Source organism: Pedobacter folensis, assembly GCF_056490665.1.
Window position 1 is genome coordinate 578455 of sequence record NZ_JBWJIF010000003.1, and the last position, 17658, is coordinate 596112.

Here is a 17658-nt window from a genome sequence, read left to right on the forward strand (position 1 = left end):
TGCTGAACTTGTTTCAGCATCGCAATCGGGTTTATTTAATCCAGGCTGGTACAGGGAACAGGCTTTTGTTAACTAAACCCGACAGTAGCGGGCATCCCGATTATTTTCAATCGGGATAAAGCGAATGGCGGGACTACAGCACCTATGAAATGCTGCCCTTTCTTTTCCTAAAAAAAAGACTGATACTGGATAACCTGAACGAGATAATTAGAACTTTAAGAGCTTAATAAGTGTCAGATGGTAACATCTAAAACCACGGAAAAGAACGGATATCTGTTTTTATACCTGATAACTTCTAATCTCCGTCTCCCGGATTACCAATTCCATCTTCCATTAATAAATTGTCATCCTGAGCCTGTCGAAGGATTAAACTAAATACCTGACGAGAAATTATTTTTAGGATAATAACCTCAACTTAATTATTAAAGTACGCTCATGCTTTTTTACACAATATAGCTTCTGACCTCCGTCCCCGGTCTCCCGACTTACCAATTCCATCTTCCATTATACATCTTACATCTTCCATCACTCATATTATTTCTCATCCATAACAGTGCATAACAGTTAAAATTACCGTATATTCTATTTTAGAGCAACCAAATATTATTAATAGAGCATGCAAGCAATTTTAGGCGTAATTTTTCATTTCTTCGGCGGGTTTGCCTCCGGAAGTTTTTATATTCCTTACAAAAAAGTTAAAGGCTGGGCCTGGGAAAGTTACTGGATTGTTGGGGGAATCTTCTCCTGGTTAATCGTTCCGCCACTTGCTGCTTTTTTAACCATCCCAAATTTTACGGCAATTATCACCAGTACCAACGGTAGCATTTTATGGCTAACCTATTTTTTTGGGGTGCTTTGGGGTATTGGCGGTTTAACCTATGGATTGGGCGTTCGTTATCTGGGCGTATCGTTAGGGAGTAGTATCATTTTAGGACTTTGTATGGTTTTGGGTTCCATCCTGCCATCTATTTACTTCGATTTTTTCCCTCAGGCAGGTAAAGATACTTTTACCATGTTTCTACATACCGATTGGGGCCGCATGGTATTGCTGGGGCTTTTAGTCTGCGTTGTGGGTATTATCATCTGCGGTAAGGCAGGTATGATGAAAGAGAAAGAGATGAAAACCGGTATTACCGATCCGCATGGCATGGAGGTAAAAACAGAATATAAGTTTGGACTCGGTTTATTCGTGGGTATTGTATCGGGTGTTTTAAGTGCCTGTTTCAACTTTGGCATCGAAGCCGGGAAACCAATGGCCGATGCGGCTAACGCGATCTGGAAAGCAGCAAATCCAGCTGAACCGGGTAATTTCTTGTTCCAGAACAACGTTACTTATGTAATTGTGCTTTGGGGAGGTTTAACCACCAACTTTATCTGGTGTATGGTATTAAATGCAAGAAACAAAACATTTGGTGATTATACAAACGCGGCAAAACCGCTATTAAAAAACTATATTTTTTCTGCACTGGCAGGTACCACCTGGTTCTTACAGTTCTTTTTTTATGGTATGGGGGAAAGTAAAATGGGTAATGGCGCCAGTTCGTGGATTCTGCACATGGCCTTTATCATCCTCATTGCCAACGTATGGGGACTGGTATTAAAAGAGTGGAAAGGGGTATCCAGAAAAACTTTGATTACTGTGTTGGCGGGTATTTTAACCATCATCATTTCGGTACTCATTGTGGGGTATGGTAATAGAATAAAAGGATAATAATAAAAATTTAAATAGAATATAAGAATGTCAATCGATACGAAAAGTTATAAGCACGTAAGCTATCTGTGGGATGAAGAGGAAGCCGCAAAACTGGCTGGAGATGAAGTTGCCCTTTTGATTTATCGCTCTAATTTATTGGGTGCAGATTTACGCTTAACCAATTATGGAGGTGGAAATACCTCGTGTAAAGTATTGGAAAAAGATCCCCTTACCGGTTTAGAAACCGAAGTCATGTGGGTAAAGGGCTCAGGTGGCGATTTAGGTACTTTAAAGAAAAGCGGCCTTGCAGCATTATATGTTGATCGTTTACGTAGTTTGAAAAATATTTACCGTGGGGTAGAGCATGAGGATCAAATGGTTGAATTATTTAACCACTGCATTTTCGATTTGAGCTCTAAAGCACCATCAATCGATACGCCTTTACATGGTTTTTTACCGTTTGCACATATTGATCACTTGCATCCGGATGCAGCCATTGCCATCGCTGCGGCTAAAGACGGTAAAAAAATTACGGAAGAATTATTTGGCGGCACAATTGGCTGGGTAGAATGGAAAAAACCAGGTTTCGAGCTGGGCTTGCAGTTAAAGCAATGTTTGGATGAAAATCCAGGTATCCGTGGTATTATGTTAGGTTCACACGGTTTGTTTACCTGGGGAGATACGGCCTACGAAAGTTACCTGAATACCTTAGAAGTAATCGAAATTTGTTCGGATTACCTCAACCAGAATTATGGCAAAAAAGGTCCTGTTTTTGGTGGACAAAAGATTGAAAGTGCAGCAGCAGATCAACGTAAACAACAAGCGGCTGCTTTAGCGCCTGTTTTGCGTGGCTTGTGTTCTTCTAAACAACACATGATCGGTCATTTTACTGATGATGCGCGTGTGCTGGAATTCATCAATTCTAATGATTTGGATCGCCTGGCCCCAATGGGGACCAGTTGTCCCGATCACTTTTTAAGAACTAAAATCAGTCCGCTGGTTTTAACTTTAGCCAGCAATGCCGATTTATCGGATGTTAAAGCGCTAAAAGAAACATTGGAGCCTGCTTTCGAAGCGTACAGGGCAATGTATACCGCTTATTATGAAGCCTGTAAACATCCAAACAGTCCGGCCATTCGCGATACCAACCCGGTTGTTATTTTGTATCCCGGAATAGGAATGTTTACTTTCTCTAAAGATAAACAAACGGCCAGGGTTGCGGCAGAATTCTATATCAATGCCATTAATGTGATGAAAGGTGCTGAGGCGGTTTCAGCATATACTTCATTGCCACATCAGGAAGCTTTTAATATCGAATATTGGTTGTTGGAAGAAGCAAAATTACAGCGTATGCCTAAGCCAAAACCTTTAACCGGTAAAATTGCCTTGATTACGGGCAGTGCTGGTGGAATTGGTAAAGCGATTGCTAAAAAGTTTGTGGCTGAGGGCGGGGTAGTCATCTTAAACGATATGAATGCCGAGCGTTTAGATGAAGCAGCTAAAGAATTCGCAGGCCTGTTTGGTAAGGATTCTTATAGCACGGCAGTTTTAAATGTAACCAGCGAAGAAGATATTAAACAAGCTTTCGATTCGGCTGCTCTGGCTTTTGGCGGGGTAGATATTATTGTAAACAATGCCGGCCTATCGATTTCTAAAACCATTGCCGATCATACTGAAAAGGATTGGGATTTGTTATATGATGTTTTGGTAAAAGGCCAGTTCTTTATTACCCAGGCTGCAACAAATACGATGCAAAAGCAGGATATTGGAGGCGATATCATTAATATTGTAAGCAAGAACGCTTTGGTAAGCGGACCAAATAATGCTGGTTATGGCAGTGCAAAAGCAGCTCAGTTACATTTAAGCAGGTTAAACGCTGCCGAATTGGGTGCCGATAATATCCGCGTAAATGTGGTTAACCCGGACGCGGTGATCAGCGATAGCAATATCTGGGCTGGCGGTTGGGCCGAAGGACGTGCAAAAGCCTATGGCATTACCGTTGCAGAGCTACCGGCTTATTATGCAAAACGTACTTTGTTAAATCAGATTATATTACCGGATGATATTGCCAATGCCTGTTTCGCCTTTGTTGGTGGCTTGCTGCACAAATCAACCGGAAATGTCTTAAATGTTGATGGCGGTGTAGCCATGGCATTTGTAAGATAATATAAATCCGTGGCCGGTGTCCGAACAGAGCGATATGAAGATTGGTACGCTGTGAAGACACAGACCACGGAGATTAAAAATAGTTTTAGTGCGTTATTCCCTAGGCTTGTGTCCCTGCAGGCTGGGAATAACTTTTAAAAAAAATAATCATCCTCTTTGTGAAGAGGGTGGAAGTGAATGGCGATTGTGTCGCCAGAATGATTAACCTAACAAAACCAAATATTCTCATGAATATCGAGCAGAACCAAATAGAAAAGCATAACGACTCCCTTTTAACCTCGCATCAGCGTAAACTTTCTTTCTTAAAGGAAGATTGGGCACACGTTGATCTGGAAAGCGTAATCCAGAAACTGGTCGATTTTCAGATTGCCATTCCAAGCTGGGCATTGGGTACCGGCGGAACACGTTTTGGCCGTTTTGCCATTACCGGCGGCGAACCACGTACCATTGAAGAAAAAATTGAAGATGTAGGTTTACTTCATGCCCTTAATGGTGCAAGTGGTGCCATTTCGCTTCACATTCCCTGGGATATCCCTCAAAATGCAGAAGCTTTAAAAACGCTGGCCGCTGGCTATGGTTTAAAGTTCGATGCCATGAACTCAAATACTTTTCAGGATCAGAAAGGTGCTGCACACAGTTATAAATTTGGTTCATTACAAAATGTAAATAAAGATATCCGCAAGCAAGCGATTGAACACAATATCGAAGTAATTAAACATGGTATCGCACTGGGATCTGATGCCTTAACCGTTTGGCTTGCCGATGGTTCTTGTTTCCCTGGTCAGCTTAATTTCCGTAAAGCCTTCGAAAATACTTTAGAAAGCCTTCAGGAGATTTATTCAGCCCTGCCGGAAGATTGGAAAATGTTTGTCGAATACAAAGCCTTCGAACCTAACTTTTATTCAACTACGGTTGGCGATTGGGGACAATCATTGTTGTACGCGAGCAAACTGGGTAAAAAAGCCTATACTTTGGTCGATTTGGGGCACCATTTGCCTAATGCAAATATCGAGCAGATTGTGGCTTTATTGTTAATGGAAGGAAAATTGGGTGGTTTCCACTTTAACGATTCTAAATACGGAGATGATGATTTAACTGCCGGAAGTATTAAACCTTACCAATTGTTTTTGATTTTTAACGAGCTGGTAGAGGGTATGGATGCAAAAGGAATGAACCATGCAAAAGATTTAGGTTGGATGATCGATGCTTCGCACAATGTGAAAGATCCTTTAGAGGATTTATTACAATCGGTAGAAGCGATTATGATCGCCTATGCACAGGCATTACTGGTGGATAGAAAAGCATTAAACGAAGCACAAAATAACAACGATGTAGCCAAAGCGCAGGAAATTTTACAACATACTTTCCGTAGCGATTTAAGGGCTTTAGTCGCCGAAGCCAGGTTAAGAGCTGGAGCAGCCTTATCACCAATCGCCTTATATCGTGGTTTAGAAGTTAGAAATCAATTAGTTAATCACCGCGGAAATACTGTTGCCACAGGTTTGTAAATAGAGAAATAGAAATGCCAAAACCTGTTATTGCCATATTTGATGTTGGGAAAACGAATAAAAAACTGTTTCTGATTGACGAAAACTACAGTATCGTTTATGAACGTTCTGCACGTTTTGTTGAAACAGTTGATGAAGATGGCGAACCATGCGAAAATCTCGAAAGTTTGCGTTCATCTGTTTACGATTCCCTGCATCAGGTTTTGCAGTTGAAAGAGTTCGATGTCAGGGCCATTAATTTTTCTACTTATGGGGCCAGTTTTGTTTATCTGGATGAAAATGGCAATCCGCTTACACCGCTTTATAATTATTTAAAAGAATATCCTGAGGCGCTTAAAAAAGCCTTTTATGCAGAATATGGGGGTGAGGAGAAGATTTCGTTAGAAACGGCCTCACCAATTTTGGGTAGTTTAAATTCGGGCATGCAATTGTACCGCCTGAAGCACGAAAAGCCAGAAATATTTAAAAAAGTGAAGTGGGCTTTACACCTGCCTCAATATTTAAGTTATCTGATCACGGGTAAAGCAGTTGCCGATATTACCAGTATCGGTTGCCATACCCAGCTTTGGGATTTCAACAAAAGTGAATACCACAACTGGGTTAAAACCGAAAAAATCGATGAGAAATTTGGCACATTTACCCCTGCCGATTCCAGCCTGAAAACTGATTTCGAAGGCAGTAGTGTAAAAGTTGGTGTTGGCCTGCACGATAGTTCAGCCGCATTGATTCCCTATCTAGCCAATTTTAATACGCCATTCGTACTCATCTCAACCGGAACCTGGTGCATTAGTTTAAATCCTTTTAACCAGGAACCTTTAACGGCCGAAGAACTTAAACAAGATTGCCTGTGTTACATGCATTTTAAGGGCAAAGCGGTTAAAGCTTCACGTATTTTTGCAGGTTACGAACACGAGGTGCAGCTAAAACGCATTGCCGAACATTTCGATCGTGCGGCCTATCTGTTTAAACATTTGAAGTTTAACCCTTCAATGATTTTGAAACTGGCGAATAAAATTCCTGAAAACCGGCAGGAGCAACAGGGTTTTTCAGCAAATTCTGCTTTTCCGGAGCGTGATTTAAATCTCTTTCAAACAGCAGAGGAAGCCTATCATCAATTGATTTTTGATTTGATCAAACAGCAGATTTATTCGTTAAAGCTGATCCTGAACACTGGCGTGAAAAGGATTTTTGTAGATGGCGGTTTTGGCAAAAATGCAATTTACATGCACTTGTTGGCTACCTCTATTCCAGATATTGAAGTTTATGCTTCTTCAGTTTCGCAGGCTACGGCTATAGGCACAGCTTTGGCGATAAATGATGCCTGGAATGAAAACCCTGCACCAACGGATATGATCCAGTTAAAATACTATTCTGCCATACAACGTACAATAGAACTTTAGGAATTTCCGTATATTAGAATTTCCTATATCAATACAACCATTTTGAAACCAGAAGATTTAATCCCCTATCTCAACGTCGATGAGTATTCGTCGACGCCGAAATACAAGCAGTTAACCAACGCCATTTTGGCTGCAATTGAAAGTGGTAAGCTTCTGAAAAATAGCTTGTTGCCTTCGATAAACGAGCTGAGTTTCAGTCTGGAAATGTCGAGGGATACCGCCGAAAAAGGTTACCGCAACCTCCGGAAATTAGGGGTAGTTGATTCTGTACCGGGTAAAGGTTATTTTATTATCAATACCGATTTCTCGCGCAAACTCAAGGTTTGCCTGCTTTTTAATAAGCTCAGTACACACAAAAAGATCATTTACGATTCCTTCACCAAAACCTTAGGAGAGCGTGCCGCAATTGATTTTTATATTTACAACAACGACTTTGCGCTGTTTAAAAAAATGATCGTGGCCAAACGTGATGATTATTCGCACTTTGTGATTATCCCACATTTTTTGGAAGGGGGCGAAAATGCGTACGAAATTATCAATACCATTCCCAAAGAAAAACTGGTGATCCTTGATAAACTGCTGCCGGGGGTAACAGGCGATTATGCTGCGGCTTACGAAAACTTTGCGCAGGATATTTACGCCGCTTTAGAACAGGCTTTGGATCGACTTTCGCATTACCGCACGCTGAAAATTATCTTTCCAAAAAACAGTTATTTTCCCCACGAAATACTCACTGGTTTTTACCGGTTCTGTCAGCAATATGCTTTTGATCATAAAGTAATCCACAATATCAAAGATGAAGAAATTAATCCGGGTGAGGTGTACATTAACCTGATGGAAGATGACCTGGTAACACTCATTGAACGATTGATTGCCCAAAAACTTAAAATCGGAAAAGATGTTGGCGTAATTTCTTATAACGAAACGCCTTTAAAAAGGATTATTTTGGATGGGATTACAACAATCTCGACTGATTTTAGCGAACTAGGTGCCCAGGCGGCAGAGTTTATTCTCAATGGAAAAACTGAGAAGGTAGCAGTGCCTTTTTATTTGAATTTGCGTAAATCGCTGTAGTACGCTGTTAGTTCGTCATCTCGACTGAAGCGCAGTGAAATGGAGAGATCTATCGAGATAGATTTCTCGGCTGCGTTGCACTCCGCTCGAAATGACGATTCTCGATTAATTGTGCATAAAAACCTAAAAAGGAGTTTTAGCTAAAACTTATTAATGATTACTTTTATCACTTAGCTATTTTAGTTTAAATGAGTGAACAGGTAACCGCACATCAGGTATCAGAGCATAATCCTTACGATTATATTTTAAAGGATTTTAACCTGAAAAATCTTAGCCAGATTGTTATCCTTAAACATTTAAGCGGACTCATTCATACTGATGTTAAAGGCTTTTATCAGCTTTTTCCAGAGCAGATTGAAATCGATTTTGCGGCCTTTAGCGATGAAGCTTCTGGTTTACCTTTTCCGATTGTTCAGGTACAGCAAAACTATAATTCAGTAAAGCTTTCTTGCCGTTGTACCACACCGAAACATAAACTCTGCGAACACCAGGCAAGGGTTTTGTATAATATCCTTCAGCGTCAGGATCTGCTCATATTTTTCGATAGTAACCTGCGGAAGCAAAAGCTTAGTAAAATTGCAATCGATTATGGATTGGAAAAGGAAGCGCATCTTGATTTGCTTTTTAATCTCCGCTACGAAAACGGCCAGTTAGATATCCGCCCTAAAATGGATGCCCTCCAGCCATTCAATAAAGAAGCACAGCAAAATTTACAGGAGCTTTTATTGCCGGCAACTAAAGGTAATACAAAAATACAAGCCAAAAACGATCGGGGTAAAATGATCCTGGTTTTTGGACAACACCGTTATTACAACAATTTAACGGTAGAATTATTTGAGGCCGAAACCACTAAAAGTGGCAAAGTTAAAAACCCGGTAAAAGGAATTAATCCTGCAGATCTGCTTTTTAAAACCAACGATAATGATCTGCTCAAATTTTATAGCGGTATCACCACTTTTCAACAGAATTACAATAACGATCAAAGCGAGGCAGAAATTGAAGCCTTAAAGGCGATCGTTAAAAATCCGCTACAGATTCCTTTTTACCTGCAGGACAGTAAACAGTCTGCCGCAATTCAGGCCTCAACCATTACGGCCGTTGATGTGCATTTGCTGGAAGTAGACCTGCGTCTTTCTGTAAACCAACGCGATGATTATTACGAAATTACAGGTCGGTTGATCATCGAAGGGAAATCATACGAGCTGGATAACCTGGTATTGATACACCAGTATTTTGTTAAACTTAAAGATCAGCTGTATTTAATTGGCAGACTCGATTTTCTACGCGTAATCGGGTTTTTCAAAAAACAGAGCAACCGGTTAATCCTGCACAAAACAAAATACCCGGAGTTTCAAAAAGTTATTTTGGTGCCTCTGGAAGGCAGTATCCATGTCGATTATTCTTATTTAAAGCCTGCTACCAAAAGCCAGATTGAAGAAAAAGGTTTCGATCTCGAAAACGAGCAATTGATTTACCTGTCAGAATCTGAAGACTACATCCTTCTTACGCCGGTAATGCGTTATGGGAATTTAGAAATACCCGTGCTGTCGAAAAAGCAAATCCAGGCGCAGGATAAACTGGGTAATCTCTTTACCTTACATCGTGACGAAAATGCCGAGCTGCAGTTTATCGGAAATGTGCTGAAACAGCATCCTTTTTTCTACGATCAGGAAACCAACGATTCTTTTTACCTGCATCGTAAACGATTCCTGGAAGAAGCCTGGTTCCTCGAAGCTTTTGAGGTATGGCGGAATAAAGGCATTCATATTCTAGGTTTCAACCAGCTCAAAAACAATAAATTGAGTGAATTTCAGGCTAAAATTAATATCGAGGTTTTAAGTGGGACAGATTGGTTCGAAACCAAAGTAAAAGTGAAATTTGGTAAGCAGCAGGTTGCGCTAAAACATTTGCATAAATCGATCAGGAACAAAAGTAAGTTTGTAACGCTTGATGATGGAACACAGGGTATACTACCACACGAATGGATCGAAAAATTTGCTGCTTATTTTAGTGCAGGAGAAGTTACCGAAGAAGCCATTCTTACGCCAAAAATTAAATTTGCTTCCATCAGTGAGCTTTATGAAGATGCATTATTAGATGGCGATGTAAAAAACGAGTTGAAACTATATAAGCAGAAATTCGAAGGTACAGCCTCAATCCAGGAGGTTGAAGTACCAAAGGGTTTAACCGCCACTTTACGCCATTACCAAAAGGATGGCTTAAACTGGCTCAACTTTTTGGATGATTTTAATTTCGGTTCCTGCCTGGCAGATGATATGGGATTGGGAAAAACCATTCAGGTTTTGGCTTTCATTTTATCACAGCGCGAAAAAGTAAAACACAATACCAATCTGGTCGTTGTTCCGGCTTCGTTAATCTTTAACTGGAAGGCCGAAGTAGAGAAATTTGCACCTTCCATAAAGGTAAAAACCATTTATGCCGGCGAAAGGACCAAAACGACGGATACATTCGATGATTACGAAATCATTTTAACCTCTTATGGAACACTACTTTCTGATATCCGTTTTTTGAAAGATTATCGCTTTAACTATATCTTCTTGGATGAATCGCAATTGATCAAAAACCCCGATTCGCAACGTTATAAAGCGGTAAGGATGCTGCAATCGAGAAATAAAGTAACCATGACGGGAACGCCGATTGAGAACAATACCTTTGATTTATACGGGCAGTTGTCATTCGCTTGTCCGGGCTTATTTGGCAGTAAACAGCAGTTTGCCGATTTGTATTCAACCCCGATTGATCAGTTTAAGGATAGTAGAAGGGCAGAAGAGCTTCAGCAAAAAATCAGGCCGTTTATTCTCCGCAGGACCAAAGAACAGGTGGCGAAAGAACTTCCCGATAAAACAGAAATTGTACTGTATTGCGAAATGGGAACGGAACAGCGCGAAGTGTACGAAGCGAACAAAAAGGAAATCCAGGATTTTATTCTGGGTAAACAGGAAGATGAGCTACCTAAAAGCTCGATGCATGTGCTGAAAAGCATTACCACCTTACGGCAGATCTGTAATTCGGCTGCATTACTGGCCGATGGAAAATCATATTTGCAGGCTTCCTCAAAAATTGATGTGCTGATGGAGCAGATTGAAAGTAAGGCTGGCAACCATAAAATCCTTGTTTTTTCTCAGTTTGTAACCATGCTCGATCTGATTAAAAAACAATTGGCAAGCCGTGGCATTAAATACGAATACCTTACGGGGCAAACCCGTAAAAGGGCAGAAGTGGTTAGTTCTTTTCAACAAAATGCCGATATTCCTGTTTTTCTGATCAGTTTAAAGGCCGGTGGAACCGGATTGAACCTTACCGAAGCCGATTATGTTTACCTGGTCGACCCATGGTGGAATCCAGCGGTAGAAAACCAGGCTATAGATCGGGCATATCGGATTGGTCAGCATAAAAATGTGATGGCTGTACGTTTAATCTGCCCTGATACGATCGAGGAGAAAATTATGAAGCTTCAGGCCACCAAAAAGGATCTGGTTAAAGATCTGATCCAAACGGATGGAAGTTTGTTCAAGAATTTAACCAAAAAAGAATTATTGGGCTTGTTGAGTTAGTGATTTTGCTATTGGTCCGAGGAGATATGAACCAAGGTGCTCACTAATTATTATAAAAGGTTCGTCATTTCGAGCGGAGTGCAACGAAGTCGAGAAATCTATCGGGCTCAGTTCAATTACTATTTATTCGTAGTGATAATTTTTTAGCCTTTTTAACCTAAACAATCTTCATACTGTCCCGAACACTCGGATCAGCATCTTTCTGCAAAATAGACCCTGAAATAAATTACCTTCGGTGAGCTCGCTAAGGCTCGGTTCAGGGTGACGAATTCGGTTTAGATTTCTAAATCTCCACCTCAAACTCATACCCCAAAAATTCAGGTACATGCAAACTCTCTACAATTTTCCAATCTTTCTTTTCCGCGATAAAATCAGGTATTGCAAGCCCTGTGCTTTTAGCCGCGTTGACATAAAATTCCATTTTTGCAGGATGGTTTGGCGAGCAGGCATTGTAGGTTCGGCCGAATGCCTCTTTTTCTAAAAGTTTAACTGCAATGCCAACGGCATCTGTCTGGTGAATCAAGTTTACTGGTGCTAAACCATTCGGAACATTACTTTTTCCGGCAAAGAATCTCCCCGGATTGCGGTCAGGGCCAATCAAACCTGCAAAGCGGATCACGGTGCAGTTTTCTGGAAATAGCTCCTTAAATAAAATTTCTGCTGCTAAAACGACTCTTCCTGAATCAGTATCGGGATGGGTTTCGCTGGTTTCATTTACGATCTTATTTTCATCAGCATAAACACTCGTCGAACTGATCAACACCACCTGTTTCGATTTATCTTTTGCTGCAGCCAAAATTGAATTGATCTTTTTGGGATAATCATGGAGTTCCGTTGAATTTCGCTTTGGTGGAATGCAGATAAATAAGGTATCGGCCTCAAAAAAAACTGGATCAGCTACAATCGTTTCAGTCGTAAAGTTGACTAAAAACGGCTGGATATTTTCGGCCTGAAGTATCGCTAACTTCTCCTGGCTTGTGGTAGAACCCTTAACGGTGTAATTTAACCCGATCAGTTTTTTGGCTAAAGCCAACCCGAACCAACCACAGCCTAGAATAGATATGGTTTTATGCGTTGTATTATCTGAAATCATTTGCCCTAAAGATAAATAGTTGGCTTTATAATTTACGCCGATTATTGTCAATTCTGCTTTTTATACATGGTTTTCGATAGCTTTAAAATACCATCATAATACGCTGTGGGTTTGAAGTTAAATGCTTTTTCAAATTTTGTAGAATCGAAATGGTAATCATGATCGTACTGGTAATACATTTCTACCGTGCCAGCAACTACCTTTTTAAATAAACCTACCAGGCGTAGCATCAGTTTATTAATGATCATGTATTGAGGCTTGGTTTCATAAATCTTTGCAGCCATTTCTATAAAAGCTTTCCCTTTTAAAGGAGCCGCAGTAGGTAAGTGCCATATCTGGTTGCCAGAATCGGGTGTTTGTCCTAATAGATACAAAGCTTTCCCCGCATCTTCAACGTAAGTAAAACTGTGTAGTGTATTTGGGTCTCCTATCCATTGAGCTTTATTGTTTTTGGCAAACTTATCGAGTGCCATCATATCAAAAAAGCTGTTCATCGACTCTGCTCCGTAAAAATCTGCAGCGCGGGCAATGGTTACATTTATTTTACCCGCTTTCGATTCGTTCATTAATTGTTCGGCTACTTTTGCCCTTACTTTTCCCTTTAAACTACATGGCTGGTAAGGCGTATTTTCTGTCATTGGGCCATTTACCAGCCCATACATGTAAACATTATCGAAAAATATTAGCCTTGCGCCGGTACGTTTAGTTAAGTTAATTACATTTTGAATAATAACCGGCCACTGTTGTTGCCATATTTCGGCATCGTAAGTCAAACCGGCGCACAGGTAGATAACTTTCGAACCTTCGGCCGCTGTGAAAAGTTCAGCTTCATTTAATAAATCGGCCTTAACCCAGCTTGCATTTGGGTTACTGGTAGAAATTGGTTTTCGGCTAACCAATCTAATGGTTTCGTTCGTATTGCTTAATTCTCTGGTTAGTGCGTTTGCTGTTGGTCCGCCGGCGCCAAGTATAGTATGCATATCTTTGTTTTTTGATTAGTTCAAAGTTATGCGCCATGGAACCGTGAAAACGTTAACAAAAGATAAGGTTTGAATTTAATCTTTTAAAATGAGTGTGCGTTTACGGATACGCGAGAGCGAGACAGGGGTGATACCTAAAAAGTTGGCGATAAAGTGCTGTGGAACACGCTGGAAAATATCTTTTGCCGTTTTTTCAAGTGTAGTATATCGCTCTTCAGGGCTTTGGGTAACAAAGGCGGTAACGCGGTCTTCATAACAGCAGATGTAATACTCTGCAACCAGACGGCCAAACCTTTCCATTTTAAGTGCCAACATGGGATGGTTCAACATTTTCTGAAGATCGGCGTAAGCAATAAGAACGAGTTCGGTTTCTTCTAAGGCCTGAATAAAATTTGTACTGGGTATTCTTTTTACAAAGCTTTTATAGGCACTTACCAGCTCGTTTTCAAAACAAAAATAACCCGTAATTTCTTGTCCGTCTTTAACATGATAATGCCTAACCGCACCCTGGATAATAAAGCCAATATAATTGCATACTTTTCCTTCCACTACAAAATGATCCTTTTTCTTTAAGGTAGAAAAACTCAGGTACTGACTTAAGATTTCCCATTCACTTTCTTTGAAGGTTACAAATTGAGCTAAACCGGTTCTAAAAGCATTGATTTTAAATTGTTTATCCATACCTATAATTAAATCCGGTTTAAAGATACAGATTAATCAAGAATGGCGTTATCCTTTGCCCAGATTATAACAAGCCCTGCAACGTGGCTCATAACTTTCCTTTTCGCCCAGTAAAACGGTTGCTTCATCGGCAACGGTCCGGTAACTGTAAAGGGCAGGGTTTCCACAGCAAACACAAACCGCATTTACTTTGGTAACATGTTCGGCAATGGCCATTAATGCAGGCATAGGGCCAAAGGGTTTGCCCGTGAAATCCATATCCAGGCCTGCAACAATCACACGTATGCCTTTAAGGGCCAGTTTATTGCAAACATCAGGCAGTTCATCATCAAAAAACTGTGCTTCATCTATGCCCACCACCTGCGTATTGGTGCCAAGTAATAAAATGGCCGAAGCACTATCAACAGGGGTAGAGTTTATCGAGTTTAAATCGTGCGATACCACAGCAGTTTCATGGTAACGGGTATCGGTGCGCGGTTTAAAAATTTCGACATTCAGTTTAGCAATCTGGGCTCTTTTTAACCTGCGGATCAGTTCTTCCGTTTTACCCGAAAACATAGAGCCACATACCACCTCTATACTTCCCGAAAATTCGCCCCTTCTTCTAAAATTTTGTTCGCTAAATAACATGCCTGTTTTTTTATTCCCCTATGTCCGTGCTATAATTTTTAAACCGAACAAATATGAGAATTATGTGTTATTTTTGAACACATAGTTACCAACATAAATCGACTAAAAATTCGTTTTAATTTTATGATGAACCAACAAGATATTTTCAGAAAGATCGGCAGCATTTTAACAGAATTAAATGAGCAATATCAGTTTTTAGCTCAAAATCCTCAGCAATTAAACGATTTGGAGCTGGAGCTTTTTCTGGCTAATGCCCATTTCCTTTCCGATCATGTGAATATCGTCAAAAAATTAAATACCATAACCGAGGATAAAACGGCTGAACCGGGAAACCATGCTTTGTTGGCTGAACAGAATACCATTATATTGCCTGAAGCTGAAAAAAGTTATGCGGAAGACGATGAGTGTTTTGATCCACAGGAACTGGAGGAAGTAGCTACCGCCCAGGAAGAGGAAGAACGAGTGGATGTAAAGCCGGAGCAGGAAGTGCTGGATGATGAAATTATTGAAGAAGAAAAAGCGGCTTCGCTTTTGAATAAAGATTTCTTTAAACCCGACCAAGATGACCATACTTTTGAATTTGTACTGGGCAAACACGATGAAAATGATCAGTTTGATTACGAAGCAAAATCTGTTGAAGAAATTTTCGATCGACCCTTAAGCAAAGAAGAAGCAGAAATTTTAGCGCGTAAAAAGATAATTCACGAAAAGGAAGATGCTTTATCTGTTCAGGAAGAGGTGCTGCCGACTGAAGAAGATGAAATTGGCCCGGAGCCTTTTTTAATTCCGCAGGAAGAAGAGGAAGAACCTTTAGTAATTGCCGAAGAAGAACCTGTTGCAGTTGTTAAAGAAGTGGAACCGGTTGCTGTGCCAAGTGAGCCTATTGAGGCACTGAAAGATGTGAAACTGGATGATCCCATTATTTCGCCACCTGTTGAACAGGAACGCCCTCTGTTTAGACCTGAAGCTGTTCCGGTAAAACCTGCTCCACAGCCTGAAGCGGCTAAACCTGCGCCAAGTTTAAACGATTTGCTGGCCAAAACAAATGGAAAAAGCGATGAACCTGTTAAAGCACCTATTGCTGATTTAAAACAGGCAATTAGTTTAAATGAAAAGTTACTTTTTATTAAAGATCTTTTTAATGGCTATAATCTGGCCTATTCGGAAGTCATTGATATTATTAATAAAATGAACAGCTTCGAAGCTGCAGATAGCTACCTGCAGAATAATTACGCCGCTAAAAATAACTGGGCTAACAAACAAGCCACTGTCGATCAGTTTTACGAGTTATTGAACCGAAGGTTTAGTAAGTAGGTGCATGGCGTAAGGCGAATAGCGGCTGGCGTTACACTGCGCATCGTCATACTGAACTTGTTTTACTGTGTAGCTTTCCGCTTCGCTACAGGTCAGTATCCATCATGCTATTGCCCATTGAGGCGTCATTCCCGCGCAGGCGGGAATCTTAATGCCATTATCGTCCTCGTTTGTAACGAGGATGCACGAGATTAGCATTTGTAATGCCTTTGAAAAATCTATTCAGGATGACGCGTCTCTTTTGATATATCGACTTCAGAATAAAGACTTTCGACTGAGGACTAAATGAATCCCATCCGGTTAGAATCCAGCTTCAAGAAGATAAACAGCAAGATGGTAAAACTCCAAAGCGAAGAACCACCATAACTAATTAAAGGTAGGGGAATTCCGATTACCGGAATAATGCCAATTGTCATCCCGATATTAATAAACACGTGAAAAAAGAGGATACAGGCCACGCTATAGCCATACACCCTGGAGAAGGTAGATCGCTGCCTTTCTGCCAAATTAACCAATCGGAGCAGCAGGAACATGTATAAACCTATCACCACCGAACAGCCCATAAATCCCCATTCCTCACCAATGGTAGAGAAAATAAAGTCAGTGCTTTGCTCGGGTACATAACCATATTTAGTTTGTGTGCCTTGTAAAAATCCACGACCCGTTCCCTGGCCCGAGCCTATGGCAATCTGCGATTGAATTACATTATAACCCGCACCTTTATTATCGGTTTTAAGCCCTAACATTAATTCGATACGGCTGCGTTGGTGGGGCGCTAAAACTTTTTCGTAGGCGATTTTGATTAAAAACAGATAGCCAATAGCGAAAACGGTTACCAATACCGTAGAGAAGATTATTTTTTGTTTCCTTCTGTTGTTGTAAATAAAGAGGCCGGCAATGGTGGTAATAATGATGATTAAGATGTAGGTTGGTACTAAGAAATCGGCAATAAAGAGCACAATCATTCCCAAAAATATCAATAGAAAGTATCCTGATAAGCCCTCGCGGTATAACGGGAACATAAATGCAAGAAACACCAATGCCGAACCCGTATCGGGCTGAAGCATGATTAACAATAGTGGTGCACCAACGATTAATCCCGCAATCATGATTGATTTAATATCACGGAATTTGGGATTAAATGCGCCTACATACCTTGCCAGAAGCAGGGCTGTGCCAAACTTGGCAAATTCGGCCGGTTGAAGTTTAAAAGAGCCTATGGCAATCCATGCCTGGTTCCCGGCTACTTTATTTCCGATCAGCAATACCGCCATTAACAAAAGCAAGGTGCCGCCATAAATAAAGGGCGAGAAGACATTGAAAAGCCTACCGTCAAATAATAAGATCGATAAGCCTAAAATTAAACCGGTGATGATATAAATTAACTGCTTGCCGTAAAGCGTGCTAAAACCAAACACGGCAGTTTGCTCGGGTGGAACGGAAGCATAAATGTTGACAAAACCAATAGCGCATAAAGCGATATAGATTAAAACAGTAATCCAATCTACATTAAAGAAAAAACGGTTTCCCTGTTGCTGCTGCAT

Annotated in this window: 12 protein-coding genes; 7 read left to right on the top strand and 5 right to left on the bottom strand. The window is 40.6% G+C overall.

The annotated features are described in order from the left end of the window. The first annotated feature begins 616 nt into the window (after positions 1–616). From rhaT to AC04QZ_RS16990, 6 genes are all read left to right on the top strand, one after another. Positions 617–1711 carry an L-rhamnose/proton symporter RhaT gene (gene rhaT, locus AC04QZ_RS16965; RefSeq protein ID WP_086545113.1) on the top strand — a complete coding sequence of 365 codons (1095 nt, stop codon included), beginning with the start codon at positions 617–619 and terminating at the stop codon, positions 1709–1711. Between the two features lie 27 nt (positions 1712–1738). Next, entirely contained in the window at positions 1739–3859 is a 2121-nt protein-coding gene (locus AC04QZ_RS16970) for a bifunctional aldolase/short-chain dehydrogenase (protein WP_478358746.1), read from the top strand. A gap of 227 nt (positions 3860–4086) precedes the next feature. Continuing rightward, complete coding sequence (locus AC04QZ_RS16975; RefSeq protein WP_086545115.1) at positions 4087–5367, top strand: sugar isomerase; 1281 nt, start codon at positions 4087–4089, stop codon at positions 5365–5367. A gap of 14 nt (positions 5368–5381) precedes the next feature. Next, positions 5382–6767, top strand: coding sequence for an FGGY-family carbohydrate kinase (locus AC04QZ_RS16980; protein ID WP_478358747.1), 1386 nt, complete (start codon positions 5382–5384; stop codon positions 6765–6767). 42 nt (positions 6768–6809) lie between these two features. Beyond that, positions 6810–7841, top strand: coding sequence for a GntR family transcriptional regulator (locus tag AC04QZ_RS16985; RefSeq protein ID WP_478358748.1), 1032 nt, complete (start codon positions 6810–6812; stop codon positions 7839–7841). Positions 7842–8029: 188 nt separating this feature from the next. After that, a complete protein-coding gene (locus AC04QZ_RS16990; RefSeq protein ID WP_478358749.1) occupies positions 8030–11416 on the top strand; it encodes a DEAD/DEAH box helicase in 3387 nt (1128 codons plus the stop codon). A gap of 283 nt (positions 11417–11699) precedes the next feature. Here AC04QZ_RS16990 and AC04QZ_RS16995 read toward each other — a convergent pair whose 3' ends face one another. The 4 genes from AC04QZ_RS16995 to AC04QZ_RS17010 all read right to left on the bottom strand — a co-directional run bounded on the left by AC04QZ_RS16995 (position 11700) and on the right by AC04QZ_RS17010 (position 14800). Further along, positions 11700–12509: an SDR family oxidoreductase gene (locus tag AC04QZ_RS16995; RefSeq protein WP_478358751.1), complete on the bottom strand. Its 810-nt coding sequence runs from the start codon at positions 12507–12509 to the stop codon at positions 11700–11702. Between the two features lie 47 nt (positions 12510–12556). Beyond that, positions 12557–13489 carry an NAD-dependent epimerase/dehydratase family protein gene (locus AC04QZ_RS17000; protein WP_478358753.1) on the bottom strand — a complete coding sequence of 311 codons (933 nt, stop codon included), beginning with the start codon at positions 13487–13489 and terminating at the stop codon, positions 12557–12559. Between the two features lie 75 nt (positions 13490–13564). Beyond that, entirely contained in the window at positions 13565–14170 is a 606-nt protein-coding gene (locus AC04QZ_RS17005) for a Crp/Fnr family transcriptional regulator (RefSeq protein ID WP_478358754.1), read from the bottom strand. Positions 14171–14218: 48 nt separating this feature from the next. Beyond that, positions 14219–14800, bottom strand: a complete 582-nt coding sequence (locus tag AC04QZ_RS17010) for a thymidine kinase (protein ID WP_051691820.1) — start codon at positions 14798–14800, stop codon at positions 14219–14221. Between the two features lie 123 nt (positions 14801–14923). Here AC04QZ_RS17010 and AC04QZ_RS17015 point away from each other — a divergent pair, with 123 nt between their 5' ends. Beyond that, positions 14924–16114, top strand: a complete 1191-nt coding sequence (locus tag AC04QZ_RS17015; RefSeq protein ID WP_478358755.1) for a hypothetical protein — start codon at positions 14924–14926, stop codon at positions 16112–16114. A gap of 281 nt (positions 16115–16395) precedes the next feature. On the opposite strand, the gene rodA is transcribed toward AC04QZ_RS17015, so the two are convergent. Beyond that, the gene (rodA, locus tag AC04QZ_RS17020) at positions 16396–17658 is read right to left on the bottom strand and encodes a rod shape-determining protein RodA (protein WP_086545122.1); all 1263 of its coding nucleotides are present in this window, start codon (positions 17656–17658) and stop codon (positions 16396–16398) included.